The organism is Paraprevotella sp. (assembly GCF_986071375.1).
This window is the reverse complement of sequence record NZ_CFQRNQ010000008.1, coordinates 74,768-91,184: the sequence shown is the minus strand read 5'-3', so window position 1 is coordinate 91,184 and position 16,417 is coordinate 74,768. Positions and strand designations below refer to the sequence as shown.

Genomic DNA, 16,417 nt, shown 5'->3' with positions numbered 1-16,417 from the left:
GAAAGCGGTTCCGCTGGTGGTATCAGGTTCAAGGACGAGCCTTTATATGAAGTTCAATGATTGGATTGAATTTCACTTGGAGTTGTGTTAATGTTCACAAAGTTCGGTCAATACGCCGCATGTCGTTTTCGGATGCAGAAATGCGATTTGCAGTTTTTCCGCTCCGAGACGCGGTGCCTTGTCAATCAGACGGATGCCTTTTTCCTCACATTCAGCCAAGGCGTTGGCCACACCGTCTTCCACACAGAAAGCCACATGATGCACGCCGCGTCCGCCTTTTTCCAGGAACTTGGCGATGGCGCTGTCCGGGCTTGTAGGTTCGAGGAGTTCGATTTTTACTTCGCCCACTTTCAGGAAGGCTGTCTTTACCTTTTGGTCGGCTACCTCTTCCACAGCGTAGCACTTCAGTCCCAATACGTTTTCATAATAAGGCAGTGCGGCTTCGATGCTTTCCACTGCGATACCCAAATGTTCGATATGTGATATCTTCATGACATATAAATTTTAGTTGTTTGCACGTTATTGTGCGTTTACTGACTTGCAAAAGTACGCATTTTGCGGTGAAACAGGAAATAAATTCATGTTTTTTTGGCAGTAGCCGTTCCGGTGGTTACAATTCAATCAGTATACGTGCGTTGATTTGCCGTCCAGTCAGGTAGTTGGGCACGGCGTATTGTTGGTTGGTCACGTCCGTCACCCAATAGTATGAGCTTACGTTGCTGATGTCGAACAGGTTGAAGCAGTCCACGCCTAACCATACGTTGCGCAGGTAGCGGATGAATTTCTTTTGGTTGCGCCCGTCTTCGTTGTCCAACAACCGGTAGCTCATTCCGATGTCCACGCGTTTGTAGGCCGGGGCGCGGAATACCATGCGTTCCAATCCCGTGTGGGGAGGACCGAAAGGAAGTCCGTCGGCAATGCTGGCTTTCAGTGTCATCTTCCATCGCGTCGTACCGGGGAAGAAGTCGCTGAAGAAGAAGTTCAGGTTATAGCGTTGGTCGGTGGCTTGCGGGAAACTCTTGCCGTCCACTTTCTGCTGGGCTTTCATCAGGCTGAAGCTGATCCAGGAATCCGTACCTTCCACGAACTCCCCGAAGATTTTGAAGTCGATGCCTGTGGTGTATCCCGAAGCGATGTTGCCTCCGTAGTATACGATTTTCACGTTGTCCACATTGTAGGGTATCAGGTTGTTCAATGCCTTGTAATAGACTTCCGTGGTGAATTTGAAAGGACGGTTCATGAGCTTGAACTTGTAGTCTCCCCCTAATACGACTTGGAACGAACGCTGCGACTTGATGTCGCGGTTCAGGTGTACTTTGGTGGAGACACCGGTTGTCACAGTGTCTCGTAGTTCCTTGTAGAAAGGAGCCTGGTAATACAGTCCCGTGGCGATGCGGAATGTGAAATCTTCGTTGAAAGACGGGATGATGCCGAGCGAAACACGCGGACTGAACAGCCATTCCTTGTTCCAGCTCCAATAGCTTAACCGTGCCCCGTAATTAAGGGAAAATATGCCGTGTCTGTTAGTAAACCGCCAAGTGTCCTGTCCGAAAAGTTCGAGGCGGTCGCTGCTGATGCGATTGGAGGATTTCAGGTTGTAAATCAGATCCAGACGGTTGCCCGTGTGAGGGATGGAATATCCGGCAGAGTCGCGCATCTCCCATTCGCGTGAGTTCTCTTTGATGATTTCGTGCTTCCATGTGAGTCCGGCTTGTATGTCGTGCCCTTTCGGTTTGTGAGAGAACAGGAGTTTCAGACTCTTCATGTTGGCATCTAAGTAGTTGCGGGCATGCTCCATGTAGGTGCCTACGCCTAATTGTTCGGTCGTGTTGGTCTCGTCGAGCCAGTATTGCCCTTGGATGTCGTATGTTTCCCTTTCCTTGGTGGCGAATGCCGAAGCCAAAAGGGAAAGCTTTGTGCGGTCGGTAAAGCTATGCGACAGGCTCAGTGTGCCGAATAGTGTACGGAAGAGGTCTTCTTCCTTTCCGTCAAAATATACGCGAAACGACTTGACATCCTGCATTGTGCCGAAATTGGTCTGTCGGTTCGTCGGCAGGAAGTCATATTGGTTTTGGGAGATGTTCCCGATGAAGTCCAGGCTCCATTTCCGGTTGGGCGACCAACTGATATAGGTCTGGTAGTCGAGGAAACGCGGGTTGTATTCTCCTTTGGTTTCCAACGACCCCAACATATATTGGTTAGTCTTGTAACGCACGCCGTGTGTCATACTGAAGTTCTTTTTGGCGTAACCTACATAGAGGCCGGCCCCTAAAAGGCTAGCCGAAACTGAAGTCTCGAATTTCTTGGGCTTCTTATAGGTGATGTCCAAAACAGACGACATCTTATCCCCGTATTTGGCATCGAAACCTCCGGCCGAGAAGTTGATGTTTTCCACCATGTCACTGTTGATGACGCTCAGTCCTTCCTGTTGTCCGGAACTGATAAGTAAGGGGCGGTATACTTCCACTCCATTGATATATACACTGTTTTCATCGAAACTCCCGCCTCTTACGTTGTATTGCGAACTCAACTCATTGTGTGTGCTGACTCCCGCTTGTGTGGCCACCAGTTCCTCTACGGCATTTCCGGTGGTGGAGGGCAGCCGTTTCAGGTTTTCGGCATTCAAGTGTTGGGTGGAATTCATTTGTCGCCGTACTTCCTTTACCGTTACTTCACCCATGTCGATACTTTGGGTTTGCATGGTGATGTTGAGCCGTAAACTACCTTTGGGACGGACCAGTGTTTTTTTCTTGGTTACGTAACCTATCATGCTGAACGACACGGTCACGGTGTCGGCAGTGGAGAATTCCAGTTGGTAACGTCCTTGCAGGTCTGTGGTAGTACCTGCCGCCTGGCCGGCCACTTTTACTACGGCAAAAAGTACCGGGTTTTGTTCATCGTCGATGACCCTTCCCGACAGTTTTACTTTGTCTTGGGCGGCCACTTGCAAGGCCATAAGGGTCAGCAGGAAAAGGCAGGATATGGATTTGAAAAGTCTTGTCTTCACTTCGTTGTCTGTCTACTTACACTTTTTAAATAACGCAAAAATACGCTTTTTTGTATAAAGAACCGTCGATTTATTTGGTGAAACTGTCGATTCCGTCCGGATTTCTTTTCTCCGTAATAGGGAAATCATGTATCTTTGCGCAGTGACATGATAATAAATATAGGATAAGGAAATGGAAAAGTTTAGCGAGCTGATTCGCATCCGTCGTAGCATGCGGAAGTTTACGGAAGAAGAGTTGACCCAAGACGAGGTGGTGGCATTGTTGCGTGCGGCGTTGATATCCCCTTCTTCCAAGGGAGTGCGTCCTTGGGAGTTCGTGGTCGTGGACAATAAGGATTTGTTGCAGCAACTGGCGCATTGCAAGGAGCACGGAGCCGAACTGATAGAAGGCGCTCCCTTGGCGGTGGTCGTCTTGGCCGATCCGACGCAGAGCGACGTGTGGGTGGAAGACGCTTCGGTGGCTACGACCATGATGCTGTTGCAGGCTGAAGATTTGGGTCTGGGTGCTTGTTGGGTACAGATCCGGAACCGTACAATGGCGGATGGAAAACCTGCGGAGGAGATGGTGCGGGCCATTCTGCATGTCCCGGAGCATTTGAGGGTGCTTTCCATCGTGGCTGTGGGTCATAAGGGAATGGAACGCAAACCGTTTAATGAAGACCGGTTGCAGTGGGAAAAAGTGCATATCAATACCTTTGACGCGCCGGAAGAATGAAAATTGTCTGGATTGGTGCCGGAAATTTGGCTACGCGGTTGGGACTGGCTCTGCACGGTGCAGGCCATGAAACGTTGCAGGTCTTCAGCCGTACGATGGCTTCCGCTGAAGCTTTGGCCGTACGTTTGGGATGTCCGGCGACGGATGATCTTGATGCCGTGGTGCCGGGTGCGGATGTGTATATCTTCTCCGTGAAAGATGGAGTGTTAGAGGGCTTGGTGTCCCGTATCGCTCTCCGGATAGGAGATGCCTTGTGCCTGCATACGGCCGGGAGCATGCCGATGGATGTTTTCCGTGGACATGTCCGGCGTTATGGCGTGTTATATCCCATGCAGACGTTTTCTAAAGATTGCCCGGTGGATTTCAAGGAGATTCCGGTTTTTGTGGAAGCATCCGCCCCCGACTCGCTTGCACAGACGGAACAGTTGGCGCGTTCTGTTTCGGACAGGGTGGAGGAGATGAGTACGGAAAGACGCCGCTGTCTCCATTTGGCGGCAGTATTTGCTTGCAATTTTGTGAATCATTGTTACGCTTTGGCTGCGGACTTGTTGGGTCGGGACGACATACCGTTCGATGTAATGTGGCCTTTGATAGACGAGACGGCGCGGAAGGTACATCGTCTTCCGCCCGTGGAGGCGCAAACGGGGCCGGCCGTGCGCTATGACCGGAATGTGATAGAACGTCAATGTGCCATGCTCGATGGAGAGCCTGAATGGAAAGCAATCTATGAAATGATGAGCCGGAGCATCCATGCTCTGGCCTTGAGGAATGAAGCGGAAAGGAAGGAAATAAATGATTAATTACGAATTAAAAAAGATAAAGGCGTTGGTTTTCGACGTGGACGGCGTGCTGAGTGCCGAGACCATCACCTTGCATCCCGGAGGGGAGCCGATGCGTTCGGTCAATATCAAAGACGGGTATGCCTTGCAGTTGGCTGTCAAGTCGGGCTTGCATGTGGCCATTATCACCGGCGGGCGTACCGAATCGGTGCGTAAACGGTATGAGGGACTGGGCATTCCGGACGTGCATTTGGGATGTGCCGTGAAGATAAAGACGTACGAAGCCTTTTTGGATCGTTATGGATTGCGGGACGAGGAAGTGCTTTACATGGGTGATGATATCCCCGATTATGAAGTCATGCAGCGTTGCGGCTGTCCTTGTGCGCCGGCCGACGCAGCTCCGGAAATCAAGGCTTTGGCGGTTTATATCTCCCATTTGAAAGGAGGATATGGATGCGGGCGCGACGTGATAGAACAGGTATTGAAGGCGCAAGGATTATGGCTGAAGGATGAAAAGGCTTTTGGTTGGTAGTAAAACAATGGAGAATATGTTGGAGAACTTGAAGAAATACCGTCTGGTCTTGGCCAGCAATTCCCCGCGCCGTAAAGAGCTTTTGGCGGGGTTGGATGTGGATTATGAAGTGAGAGTGTTGCCAGGCATCGACGAGTCTTATCCGGACGGGTTGTCGGGGGAAGAAATCCCGCAGTACATTTCCCGCAAGAAAGCGGAAGCGTATGAAGCTATTATGCAGCCGGACGAGTTGATTATCACGGCTGACACGATAGTCTGGACGGACGGGAAGGTTTTGGGCAAGCCGAAAGACGAGGCCGAAGCCAAGGACATGTTGCGCCGCCTGTCTGGACGTACGCATCAGGTAATTACCGGGGTGACATTGGTAACAGTTGGTAAGAAAAAGACTTTTGCGACGGTCAGTGAAGTGACTTTCGACGAGTTGTCGGATGAAGAAATCGCGTATTATGTGGCACACTACCGTCCGATGGATAAAGCCGGGGCATACGGCATTCAGGAGTGGATAGGCTATGTGGGAGTATCTTCCCTCAGCGGTTCTTATTTTAATGTCATGGGGCTGCCGGTGCAGCGTTTATATAAGGAATTAAAAACATTATAAAGATAAAGAGACGAATGGAAATGAAATCTTTGATGCGTCTGGCGTGTCTGGGTGCGGTGGCTATGGCCTTTGTAGCTTGCGAAGAAGACAAGCATATTTGTACTTTGCCGTCATTTGCCGGTTTCCGCATTGAACCTACGGTATGGAATGCGGGAGATTCGGTTACGATTACGGCGGTACAGCAAAGTCTGGGAGATTTGTTGTATAAGGCTGAATACCATTGGAGTGTGGAATGTACGGATACGACTTTCACAAAAGATTATAATGTGGTGTATGACGCAGATAAATCCAACCCATACATCGGTATCCGGCTTCCGGATGATTTTCGCAGCAGGATGGCTAAAATAAATTTCAGCGTCCAGTATAGTTATTCGGCTACGGCTCCGCAATCGGCACCGAGTGGCTCCAATAGCGGACAATCAGGCCTTTACGGTAGTATTACGACTACGGCTGCCAGTCAACTTTATGGTACGGGGCGTGGCTCATACACTCTTTCTTGGTGACAGCCCGGTGGAGAGGATTTGATTTTAGATAGCGATGGAAAGGATTTTATTCGTTTGCCTCGGAAATATCTGCCGGTCTCCGGCTGCCGAAGAAGTCATGCGGAAGTTGGTGAGTGATGCCGGTTTGGAGCATGAGTTCTTCTTGGATTCCGCCGGTTTGATAGACTATCATGAAGGGGAACCCGCCGATGCCCGTATGCGGGCACACGCTGCCCGCCGGGGGTATCATATCACCCATCTCTCGCGCCCGGTGCGGTATGATGATTTCTTTGATTTCGATTGGATTGTAGGAATGGACGACCGTAATATCAGTAAGTTGAAGTCTTTGGCACCCGGATTGGAAGAAGAAAAGAAAGTCGTGCGCATGACGGACTATTGTCGGCTGAAAGTAGTAGACCATGTGCCCGACCCTTACTATGGAGGCGACAGCGGATTCGAGAATGTGCTCGACATACTGGAAGATGCCTGTGCCGGTTTGTTGGATACGTTGCGTGGTGCCCGTTAGCGGGTATGCAACGTGTCCCACATCCGTTTGTAATCTTCGGCCAGTCCTCCTTCTCCTGTTTCTTTATATAAGGACGGGAGGTCATGGCCGGTTTTTTTCATAACTTCTACCACTTTGTCGAACGACACTTGGTGTGCCCCGTCAGTCAGCATGGCATACGAATTGGCATCCATGGCACGGGCGGCGGCATAGGCATTGCGCTCGATGCAGGGGATTTGCACCAAACCGCAAACGGGGTCGCAGGTCAGTCCCAAATGGTGTTCCAATCCCATTTCGGCTGCATATTCGATTTGTGCCGGTGTGCCTCCGAACAACTGGGCTGCGGCCGCAGCCGCCATGGCACAAGCTACGCCCACTTCGCCCTGACATCCTACTTCGGCACCCGATATGGAAGCATTGTTTTTTACGATGTTGCCAAACAGGCCGGCCGTGGCCAAAGCCTTGAGGATACGTTGGTCGCTGATGTGCCGAGATACGGAGAGGTGGTATAACACAGACGGCAGCACTCCGCACGAGCCGCAGGTGGGGGCTGTGACTATTTTTCCGCCTCCGGCATTCTCTTCGCTCACGGCAAGGGCGTATGCGAAAAGCAGTCCGCGGGTACGCATGGAATGTTGGTAGCCGTCGGCACGGACATAATAAGACGTAGCCTTCCTTCTCAATCCCAATGGGCCGGGCAACACGCCTTCGTGTTCCAGTCCGTTCCGTACGGCCTGTTGCATGGTGTTCCACACTTCTTCCAGATAATCCCAGATGTCTTTTCCCTCGCATTCCTCCACGTATTCCCAATAACTTTTTCCGGTGTGCATGCACCAGGCCAGGATTTCTGTGGCAGAGTTCATCGGGTATATTTCTTCAAACGTCAGGTTTTGTTTTCCCTCTTCACCCAGTGCTCCTCCACCGATGCTGAACACGGTCCAATCTTCCGTGATGTGCCCTTCTGGGTCGAATCCTTGGAATTTCATACCGTTCGGATGGTAGGGAAGGAAAGTTTTCGGCTTCCAGGTGATAGTAGTCCGTGGTTCGTCCAATACGTCGAGAATCGCTTTGTCCGTCATGTGTCCTTTTCCCGTAGCGGCCAGACTGCCGTAAAGGGTTACTTCGAAACGTATGGCCTTCGAGTTACGTTCCAAAAAGAGGGTGGCGGCTTTGCGCGGAGCCATGGTATGACTGCTCGACGGTCCGTAGCCGATACGGTATAGTTCTTTCAGAGTTATCATTGTAAGCGTTGTTTTTGTCTGCAAAGGTAGGGGAAAATCCCATATTATTTATTACTTTTGCCTGTATTTTAAAATGAAATGGATATGTTGACAGCTACGCGTAGGGAATGGAACGAATTATATGTGTTTTTCAACTTGTTGGCTCAGGGGGAGGTAGTCTTGGGTAACGAGGAGGGGCTACCTTCCGGCCGTGTGTTGCCTATTTTTCGGGTGACGCGGCAGGAGCATGACGGAGAGCGTCGTTATACGATGGAAGAGACCGACATCCATGTAGAAGGGGAACAGATGGACGAACGTTTTCCGCGTGAAGACTTCGGCACAGTGGCATCCATGATTCTCGATGCGCTGAAACGGGATCGGAACGAAGAGGTGGAGGCACCCGAAGGGGTAGAAGGTTTCCTCGACGCACTGAAGATTTATGATATGGAAGCCCGGACAGACGACCGTACCGATTTCTACATTACTTTTCATGATGACAGTTTCCCGCCCGTGGGATTCCGCATCTATTCACGTCTTTGTGCCATGGTGCCCTTGTTGGACGGTGGGCGGACGGCCAATCTGAAATTCGAGCAGGGAGGCATTCGTTTTTCCCAACCGGCGGTCAACAAAATCAATTATACGGAAGACCCGGACAATCCGAACGAGGTGGCGCGCCGTATGCTTTACATCGAGAGCATAGGCGGTGTGTTGAAATATAATGACGTGGCCGATAAAGTGTTCCGCAGTAACCTTTGCTTGATAGACCTCAACTTCTCCCGTGTGTTGGCCGAGATGGTGCGTTTGATGCATTTGGACAACATAAGCCGGGTGGACGAACTGACGGCACTTATAGAAGACCGGAACCCGCTGAAAATAAAGGAGGAATTGATCCGCAAGCACGGGTATTATCGTCATAAGATGAAAGAGTTCCTTTTGGCCGTGGCTTTGGGCTTGCGTCCGGCCAAGCAGTATGACGGTACGGATTCGGCTGTGGCGGGATTCGTGATGGTGGATGCGGAGGGACGTATGGTGGCCTATCGTAAGACGGAGCGTCAGGTCTTTGCCGATTTCCTGTTCACGCATACCCGTTTGGAGAAAGGGCATCCGGAAAAGGACAAGTACGGTTATTTGGAGCGTGAAAACCGTGCCTACTATTTGAAGTTGAACCTAAAGATAGGTTTTGTGAAGAAATGAAGATCAATCATGTGGCTATGTATGTGAGGGATTTGGAGGCGGTAAAGGATTTCTTTGTGCGTTTTTTCGATGCCGTTTCTAATGAAATGTACCATAATCTCCGGACAGGCTTGAAGAGTTATTTCCTTTCTTTCGAGGATGGAGCCAGGTTAGAAATCATGTCTCGTCCGGATATGACGGAGGGGACAAAAGAACTTTGCCAGATTGGATATATCCATTTGGCATTCAGTGTAGGGAGTAAGGCACAAGTGGATAGGTTGACTTCCTCTCTGCAGGTTCAAGGATATGCCGTGTTAAGTGGGCCGCGTTTTACAGGCGATGGTTTTTATGAGAGTTGCGTGTTAGGACCGGAAGGTAATCAGATAGAGATTACGGAGTGATGCGATGTTCTCCGGATACCTTTTTAAAGGTCAGAATTCCCAATGAGTTCGAGAATCTGTATACCCTTTCCTTGGTTTTTGCAAAAACTCTGGGGTGGGAGTTGCGCCTAACTTCCATGCCTTCCATTGGGCTTTGTTCCTTTTTTAGTCCTTGAAATCGTTTTTGAAGTGAGTGACATTCTCTAATTTTTGGGGAATGCCGGACAAATCGTACTGGTCAATCTTCCGTCCTCCGATATGCAGTTGCTTTATCGTCAGTTCTTCGATGTCAGAGAAGATGGCAGAGGGGTCCGCTATGGGTTTTGCGAAATAAAGATTCTGCAGCACCACTTTACGTATTGATGTGTGGTTGTCTTTAGAGGCCGGGATTAAAGCCCATGCCTTTGAAGCCGTCCAGAAAGAGCAGTTCTTGATTACCAGTTCGCCTTTCGCCGGCAAATCGGTTTTGTCGTAGAATTGGATTCTGATGTTTCCGCCCGCTTTTCTTCCTGCGATGGAATGGAAATTATCAAAGTAATAACCTTTTATGTTTTTTTCGCTTGAATTGTTCTGAGGTTTGCCAACCAGGACGTTTCCTCCGATGCGTATGCAATGCGCCGTACGTGTCCATCCGATGGCATTGTGGACACGGATATTTTCCGATCCGCCGTCGCGGCTCCATTTCATCCGGTCTTTGTTGTAAACACCTGCTGCAGCAAACGTATGTCGTATTTCTGCCGGATTCTCGTTTGTGTTCACGAGATTGACGGAAGGGGTTTCCCGATAGGTACGTATTGGAAATTCGTTAGAAGGGTTATAATGGCCGGTTGCGAATGTATCGTCATTTCCCAATGTAATGGAACCGTTGACCGTGATGTTCTTTCCGCTTGACAGGTTGAGTCCGTCTATCCACCCGTGGTTATAAGGCGACAATCCTTTGATGTTGTTCAGCTCGATGTCCGTGGCATCATGTGTTTCCCAATTCCATTGTTGGCTGTCACGTATATATGTATCATTAAATGTGATATGGCTTGATTTCTTTATGACTGCACCTCCTTGGTGGGGAGTGTTCCGTGCGTCCTTCCTGTCCATGGCGAAAGTAAAGCAGCCTTGCCCGTCGTGCATGCCGCGGCCGGAAATGGTCACGTAAGAGGAATTGGCGATGTAAATGGCAGGCTCATTGGCTTCCCGGCACTCTTTCAAACGGTTGATCATAAGCGCGTTTTCATCAGTGTAAACGAAAAGGGGCTTTCCTCCGTTTTTACGGTCGCCGTTCCAGTTGATGATGCGCAGTCCTGACCATAGGTAAGTTCCGGCCGGAATGTATAGCGTGTTGAGTTCCGGTGTGTTCTTGATTACTTCCAATGCCGCTTGCAGGGCATCCGAAACGTCATTCCGGCTTCTTTTTCTCATATTCGGAAACGCGACAATCCGGTCTGTATAGGGGACGAACACCCCCTTTTCGTAATTCCACGTGAACATTCTCCCGTCATTCAGGCTAGCGTCCGTGATGCTTCCCGCAGGCCGGCATACTTGTCCGGATGTCTCCGTAATAGGGTTTTCCTTTAAATAGTTCTCTGCGAACTTCTTAAAATCAAGAACGTTGGGAGCTGTCGGCAAAGGGTGTTCGGTCAAGTCTTCCAAAGGATCGTTTATCAACGTAAGTTGCGGATTGGAAGTAGAAGCGTCCTGTGGGTCATTACCGTTGATGATGACTATGGCGTAGGGTAGTTCTTTGGCCATTTCGAATGTGACACTCCTTTTGTCAGGGCTGATTTTCAGCTTTTCTTGCGGGTAGAAGCGTACGGGGTGGATGGTTACGCTGTTGATTTCATTGTCTCCTTTCACATTGACTTCGATTTCGGGAGTCTGGCTGTTTGAGGCGAAACGGGCGACATCCATGTTGTGTCCTTGATTGCCAAAACCAGTATTGTCATAGCGGATTGCAGCAACTTTGATATCTGCCACTTTTACATTAAAGCGTGCAGATACTACATCGTTTCTTACATGCGAAGGATAAGCTTCCCCGCCAGGGCCTGTTTCTGGAATGAGAAACGGTGCGTATGGGTGAACCGTTATGTTTTTGGGCTTTGCACAGATGGTTTGCCCTGTGAGTATGAATACAAACATCATCCACATGATGCTTACCGTTTTCTTTCTAATCATGACTTTCTTCATATTTTTAAATATCTGTTATTCACTGACTCTTTCATGTTTCCGCTGCAAAGGTATGGACTTATTTTGGAAGTGTATGGGACATTTTTTTCCAAATGATGGGACAAATCAACGTGAGTATGTATTATCTGTTTCCGATTTCCACACAACGGGTTTTCCGTCGGTTGTAATGCCTTCGGCCTCCACGGCTATCACCGTCTTTTTACTATTATTATATAGTCGGATGACGGCTTCTCCCTTATTGTTGAATTTCACCTTGGGTGTCCAGTAAAGCGTGCGTCGGTAGTCTTTGGTATCGAGCATCGGCTTCTTGCTGTAATCGGGACTGTAGAACTCCGTACAGACGGAGTATCCTTTTGCGGCATACCGTCTGTCCCGGTAGGTGGGTCGTACCCCGTCGTTGGGCAGAAGCCGGTAGTCTATGACCACCTCCGGTTGGTTGGCCTGGCTGTATTTCCAGCTTCCTTGTTCTCGTGGGACGTAATCGGTATAGATGTACAGCTTGTCCAGATGGCGGAGGCGGTGGTACTTTTTCATTTGTGCGTTGGACATGGACATGCCCGCTTCGGACTCCCTCTTTTGTTCAGGCATAAAATCTAATATCTTTCCATCGTATTGTTCTTGCAGATAGAAATGCCTGTCCATGCCCATGTCTCCGAAAAATGCCGTGGCCACTTGCCTCGAGAATGTCCTCCAGTCGTGCATGCCGCAGTTCAGCCCGTAGTCGGCTGCAAGGTTGAAGGCTTCGTAAGCATCCACGACCAAGGCCGGCTTGCTGTGGTCTAATCTTCTCAATCCTCCCCGTTTGCTCCTTACGGTGACAGTATTCAGTTTCCGTTCGGTGAAGCTTTCCCGGCTTGCGGAATCCTGCAAGGTAAATTTTTCCTCGAAAGCAGCATCCTGATAGTAACTGTATGGTTTGGGAAACACAGGAAAGAATGGGTCGAGTTTGACGTAGAACTCCGGGTAGGCTTGTTCGTCCATGAATCCTTTCCTTTTTATTCTTCTTTTATATTTCTCGCTTTTTGTACTGTCCGAAGCGCTTAGGAATAAGACGTAGTTGTCGTTGACGACAGCCGAAGGCATGTAGAACTTTCCGTTTTGTGTGGTTTGGGATACATCCACGATGTCGCGGTCTTGTATGAACGAGGCGGACACGTTCACCTCCTTTTTCATCTTTTTAATGAGCGGACCATAGAGGTCTTGCAGGTTCAGGACTTTGGCGAGGGTATAAGGTATGTACTTGATTCCCATGGCTGCAATCTTATGGTAGTCGGGTGCCGTGGTATAGATGGATGCCGTGGTGTCAAAAATGGCTATGTACACAGAGTCGTAGTAGTTCGTTTCCTCCAAGAGCGAATAGGTTTGGTGCACGCTTCCGCTGAGTGTCTGAATCTTCTCCGGCAGGAACTCGAACTGCGTTTTTTCCGCTCCGGCCATCATTTTCCAATCATGCCTTCTCCATCCCTGTACCATCATGAGCAGGTCGAGTGCTTGCCGGTGCAGGCTGTCGTCAGTCTCGAAATACCATCCGGGATTTTCCACGAACCCTTTAATTTCGCTGGCCAACAGCATTTCGGTGAGCATCGTGCCGTTGTCGTAAGTCGTTTCGTCCGTGGCATGGTCTCGTACGGCGAGGGAAACGTCTGCGTCATGGTGCTGGCGCAGTTTCATTCGCAGTTCGATAGGCTCGAACGGGGCATATTCCTGCTTTATTCCCTCTACGGTGATGAGCGGTTGGTCATAGTCGTGGTGGTTGACGAAAAAGAGGCGGTCGGCATAAATCCGTCCTTCTGCGTTAAAGAGCGTGATTTGGTTCACACCCGTGGGGAGCGATGCCCAATATACGTCCACCGTATCTTTCCCATTGTTACGGGGTGACAGTTTCCTGACGGCCTTGCTTACGCCATTGCATTGTATCTGAATCCCCAATTCCTCCTTGTTTTCGGTGGCCCCTTGTATAATCATCCTCAGTACGCTGTCTTTCCTTTCCACATGCAAGGCGTATCCTTCCTTTTCCACTTTCGGTAACTTCACTTCATAGTCGTAACCTTGGTAATGCAGTCTGGCTTTGTATTCTTCGTTCGGTTTCATGTCTGTTAGGGTGAACACGCCCCGCCCTCGGTTCAATGTCCGTGTCCGGGTGATTTCCTTTCCACGGGAATCCATGATGGAGAGTTCGGCTTCCAGATGCTTTCCTTCCTCGTCGTTGATTTCAAAGGCTACCCTCCCGTTTGTCCCTGCAATCAGGTGTCCTCCTTCGGGATAGAATCGCAGGTCTATTTCAGGTCTCTCTTTCCGTGCCTTGTAGTATCTTCGCATGGGTCTCAGGGTCATGTCCTTGGTATAATGTCCGTCTTCCTTGGGCTTGTCGAACACGGGGAACACGCGGGAATACAGTTTGTCATAGTCCCGGAAGAAGTCCCTGGCCATCTGTTCGTTGTAGAACATGTCCTCGGTGTATTTTGAATGGGGGTGCTCGTATCGTCCGAAGTTGAGCATCCACCGGGTGTAAGCCCTCAGCTCATAGTATCCGGCATAGAGCGAGTCTGTCAGGGTGAACGCGCCGTGCGCCGTTCCGTCCTCCATCTTTAGCTGTTGCCGTTCCACGAGATATCCGTCCGGCGTGAGGAGTTCCACGTACATGATTTTGCTCAGGTCGGTGAGCCACCCCTTGTCGCTCCTTGTGACGTATGCTTTATACCAGACGGTATCTCCCACGAAGTAACAGGTGTTGTCGATATGGAGGTACACTTTTTCCTGTGGCAGGCCGGTGGCGAAGCGTTCCACGCGGGCGGCGAGGGGATCTGTTTGGTATGTCTGTGTCCAAATGTCTGTGGTGTAATACAGCAATATGCCTAAAAGGGTCAGTTTTTTCATTTTTGTTTCTCCTTATTATAATAGATGATAGGATTTCCGTCAGCTCCTATGCCTTCAGCGGAAATATGGAGTGAACGGCAGTTATTGTTGTTGTAGAATGTGATACGGGCAATACCTTGGGCATCCGTTTTTACGCTTGGATTCCAGTATAAGGTGCGTCTGAAATCAGCATCCAATTCTTTAAGTGAACAGTTGTATTTTGGTTGGTGGAGTTCTTTTGGTCGTGAGAACCCTTTAATGATAGTGGCGCGTGAAGTAGGGCTAAGTCTGATTGTGGGTTGTAATTTTTTGGCAATCTGTTCCTCGGAAGAGTATGGAATGAGGCATACCAAGTAGTTTAACAATCCGGCCCTAATGGAGTATGGATTGTCTTCAGAGGGAATCCCGAGACTTTTGTATTTGTGGGCGATGGTAATTGTTCCGGTGGGATTTTTTTCGATATGATGTTGGAAAGGCACACGGGAATAGTCATATTGTAAGCATGTGGCACGGTCTGTTCTCACAACGATTTCTTTGATATTGTCGGTTTGTTTTAAATTGCCATCGTGAATGTGTCCTTCAGGAATGCCATAATCTCCGTGGTAGTGATTGGTTATCAGGAGTCGTGTATACCGTTCGGGGTAGTAATATCGTGATAGGAGGCTGGAAACGACTTTCCATGTCGGATAAGAACCGTCAAAATTGATGGATCCAGTTTGGTCTAAGGCGTATTCTTGTTCTTCAGCGTAGGAATAGTGCACTAATGAACGTGTGGTTCCTTTCCAAGTCCGTTTATGCTGTTGGGCTGTAACCTTCACTTCCTTTAACTGTTTGATGCCAACTTCTGCCGTGCCGGTCAAAGAGTTTGTTTTTATAGTGTAATCCTGTATATGATGGTATTCGTTGTCCTGGTATTGCCGAGGGGGAGGCGAGAACCATTTGTGCATTCTTATTCTTGATTCGTTCCAAAAGAAGTCTGCCCTGATTGCATTCAAACTCCCTGTTCGTTTCCCGTAGAAATCATCCATGGTGAAAGCCCAATACCCACATGAATCCGTTTTCGTGTTTCCTCCGAAGTGCAGGCTGTCCGTACGTATGGACAAACTAATGGTTGCTTGTGGCAAGAAACGGATCTTTCTTCTTTTGTTTAAGATAAAGTCTCCGTCCACGGTGATTCCTTTTTCCGGTGCATAACGGATGTCTTTTTGTGGGTTGAAGTTTTGTAAGGCTTGATAACTTCTTTCTACCCAACTGTAGTCTTTGAACAAGGTTTGGTAAATGTCACCTTTATTGTGCGTGTGGATAAAACTTTCTTCCGCACAAACGGAAAGGGAAAATTGGCTATAGGGTGTAGCCCGGAATACAAGTTCCACTTTTTCTCCCGGTCGTAAGTCTTTTGGTATGCTTTCGCATGCAATGGTGTCGGGGGTGAAATAGTTATAGTGCCGTATGACGGAATTGACAGCTTTTTGTACGGACAAAGGCAATGTGTCCTTTGAGGGCTTTCTTGCCTTTTCCTTTCTTTCCCTGAACGTCAGATTGTTGTCTTTGGACAAGTCGGGGCGTAAGCGGTCAAGCATGCTACGGATATGATAGTTCCCGTCTGTGGCTATGTCATAAATAGGGAAGACCCGTGAGAAATAATTGTCTTCTCCGAAATTCATCATATGGCGAGTATAGGCTCGTATTTCAAAGTACCCGGAAAGGTAGGCGCTATCCAATGCGAATTGCCCGTGACAGGTTCCATTCTCTATTTTTCCTTTAAATGTGTCCACGATGCCTCCTTCCGGTGAAACGAGTTCTACGTAGAGTACTCGGCTGATGTCTGTAGGACGGTTGCTTTCGTCCAGTATGTAAGCGTTGAACCATATCGTTTCTTTGAGGAAATAAGCGGTCTGGTCAAAATGCAGGTACACTTTTTCTTGATGCTGTGGGGGGTAAATGCAGTCTCCACTTTTGGGAAAAGTGGGGACTGCGATAAATAGTAACAAT

At 49.1% G+C, this 16,417-nt stretch carries 14 protein-coding genes; 8 read left to right on the top strand and 6 right to left on the bottom strand.

The features are described from left to right. Positions 1-87: 87 nt before the first annotated feature. A complete protein-coding gene (mce, locus tag AC5RDV_RS05980) occupies positions 88-492 on the bottom strand; it encodes a methylmalonyl-CoA epimerase (RefSeq protein WP_008625944.1) in 405 nt (134 codons plus the stop codon). A 118-nt stretch (positions 493-610) separates the two neighbouring features. Continuing rightward, positions 611-2,956, bottom strand: a complete 2,346-nt coding sequence (locus tag AC5RDV_RS05975; protein ID WP_008625942.1) for a TonB-dependent receptor — start codon at positions 2,954-2,956, stop codon at positions 611-613. A gap of 223 nt (positions 2,957-3,179) precedes the next feature. Here AC5RDV_RS05975 and AC5RDV_RS05970 point away from each other — a divergent pair, with 223 nt between their 5' ends. The 6 genes from AC5RDV_RS05970 to AC5RDV_RS05945 are packed head-to-tail and all read left to right on the top strand — an operon-like array spanning position 3,180 to position 6,639. Next, positions 3,180-3,722 (top strand): nitroreductase family protein, encoded by a 543-nt coding sequence (locus tag AC5RDV_RS05970; protein ID WP_276789386.1) that lies wholly within the window; start codon positions 3,180-3,182, stop codon positions 3,720-3,722. Continuing rightward, positions 3,719-4,522: a Rossmann-like and DUF2520 domain-containing protein gene (locus tag AC5RDV_RS05965; RefSeq protein WP_282748542.1), complete on the top strand. Its 804-nt coding sequence runs from the start codon at positions 3,719-3,721 to the stop codon at positions 4,520-4,522. Before AC5RDV_RS05970 ends, AC5RDV_RS05965 begins: the two co-directional genes overlap by 4 nt. After that, entirely contained in the window at positions 4,515-5,033 is a 519-nt protein-coding gene (locus AC5RDV_RS05960) for a KdsC family phosphatase (protein WP_008625934.1), read from the top strand. Before AC5RDV_RS05965 ends, AC5RDV_RS05960 begins: the two co-directional genes overlap by 8 nt. Positions 5,034-5,049: 16 nt before the next feature. Further along, positions 5,050-5,631 (top strand): Maf-like protein, encoded by a 582-nt coding sequence (locus tag AC5RDV_RS05955; protein ID WP_282748582.1) that lies wholly within the window; start codon positions 5,050-5,052, stop codon positions 5,629-5,631. A 14-nt stretch (positions 5,632-5,645) separates the two neighbouring features. Further along, the gene (locus AC5RDV_RS05950; protein ID WP_008625930.1) at positions 5,646-6,134 is read left to right on the top strand and encodes a hypothetical protein; all 489 of its coding nucleotides are present in this window, start codon (positions 5,646-5,648) and stop codon (positions 6,132-6,134) included. A 34-nt stretch (positions 6,135-6,168) separates the two neighbouring features. Further along, entirely contained in the window at positions 6,169-6,639 is a 471-nt protein-coding gene (locus AC5RDV_RS05945) for a low molecular weight protein-tyrosine-phosphatase (RefSeq protein ID WP_282748543.1), read from the top strand. Here AC5RDV_RS05945 and AC5RDV_RS05940 read toward each other — a convergent pair. Then, positions 6,636-7,859, bottom strand: coding sequence for an L-serine ammonia-lyase (locus tag AC5RDV_RS05940; RefSeq protein ID WP_008625927.1), 1,224 nt, complete (start codon positions 7,857-7,859; stop codon positions 6,636-6,638). The two genes, AC5RDV_RS05945 and AC5RDV_RS05940, sit on opposite strands and share 4 nt — an antisense overlap. A gap of 78 nt (positions 7,860-7,937) precedes the next feature. Between AC5RDV_RS05940 and AC5RDV_RS05935 the strand changes: the two genes are divergently transcribed. Both AC5RDV_RS05935 and AC5RDV_RS05930 read left to right on the top strand, forming a co-directional pair. After that, positions 7,938-9,032 carry an HpaII family restriction endonuclease gene (locus AC5RDV_RS05935; RefSeq protein WP_282748544.1) on the top strand — a complete coding sequence of 365 codons (1,095 nt, stop codon included), beginning with the start codon at positions 7,938-7,940 and terminating at the stop codon, positions 9,030-9,032. Further along, positions 9,029-9,412, top strand: a complete 384-nt coding sequence (locus AC5RDV_RS05930; protein ID WP_282748545.1) for a VOC family protein — start codon at positions 9,029-9,031, stop codon at positions 9,410-9,412. The genes AC5RDV_RS05935 and AC5RDV_RS05930 overlap by 4 nt, the downstream gene beginning before the upstream one ends. 144 nt (positions 9,413-9,556) lie before the next feature. On the opposite strand, the gene AC5RDV_RS05925 is transcribed toward AC5RDV_RS05930, so the two are convergent. The 3 genes from AC5RDV_RS05925 to AC5RDV_RS05915 form a co-directional block, all read right to left on the bottom strand. Continuing rightward, positions 9,557-11,557 carry a hypothetical protein gene (locus tag AC5RDV_RS05925; RefSeq protein WP_282748546.1) on the bottom strand — a complete coding sequence of 667 codons (2,001 nt, stop codon included), beginning with the start codon at positions 11,555-11,557 and terminating at the stop codon, positions 9,557-9,559. A 117-nt stretch (positions 11,558-11,674) separates the two neighbouring features. Further along, positions 11,675-14,446, bottom strand: coding sequence for a hypothetical protein (locus tag AC5RDV_RS05920; RefSeq protein ID WP_282748547.1), 2,772 nt, complete (start codon positions 14,444-14,446; stop codon positions 11,675-11,677). Then, the gene (locus tag AC5RDV_RS05915) at positions 14,443-16,341 is read right to left on the bottom strand and encodes a hypothetical protein (protein ID WP_282748548.1); all 1,899 of its coding nucleotides are present in this window, start codon (positions 16,339-16,341) and stop codon (positions 14,443-14,445) included. Before AC5RDV_RS05915 ends, AC5RDV_RS05920 begins: the two co-directional genes overlap by 4 nt. Positions 16,342-16,417: the final 76 nt, after the last annotated feature.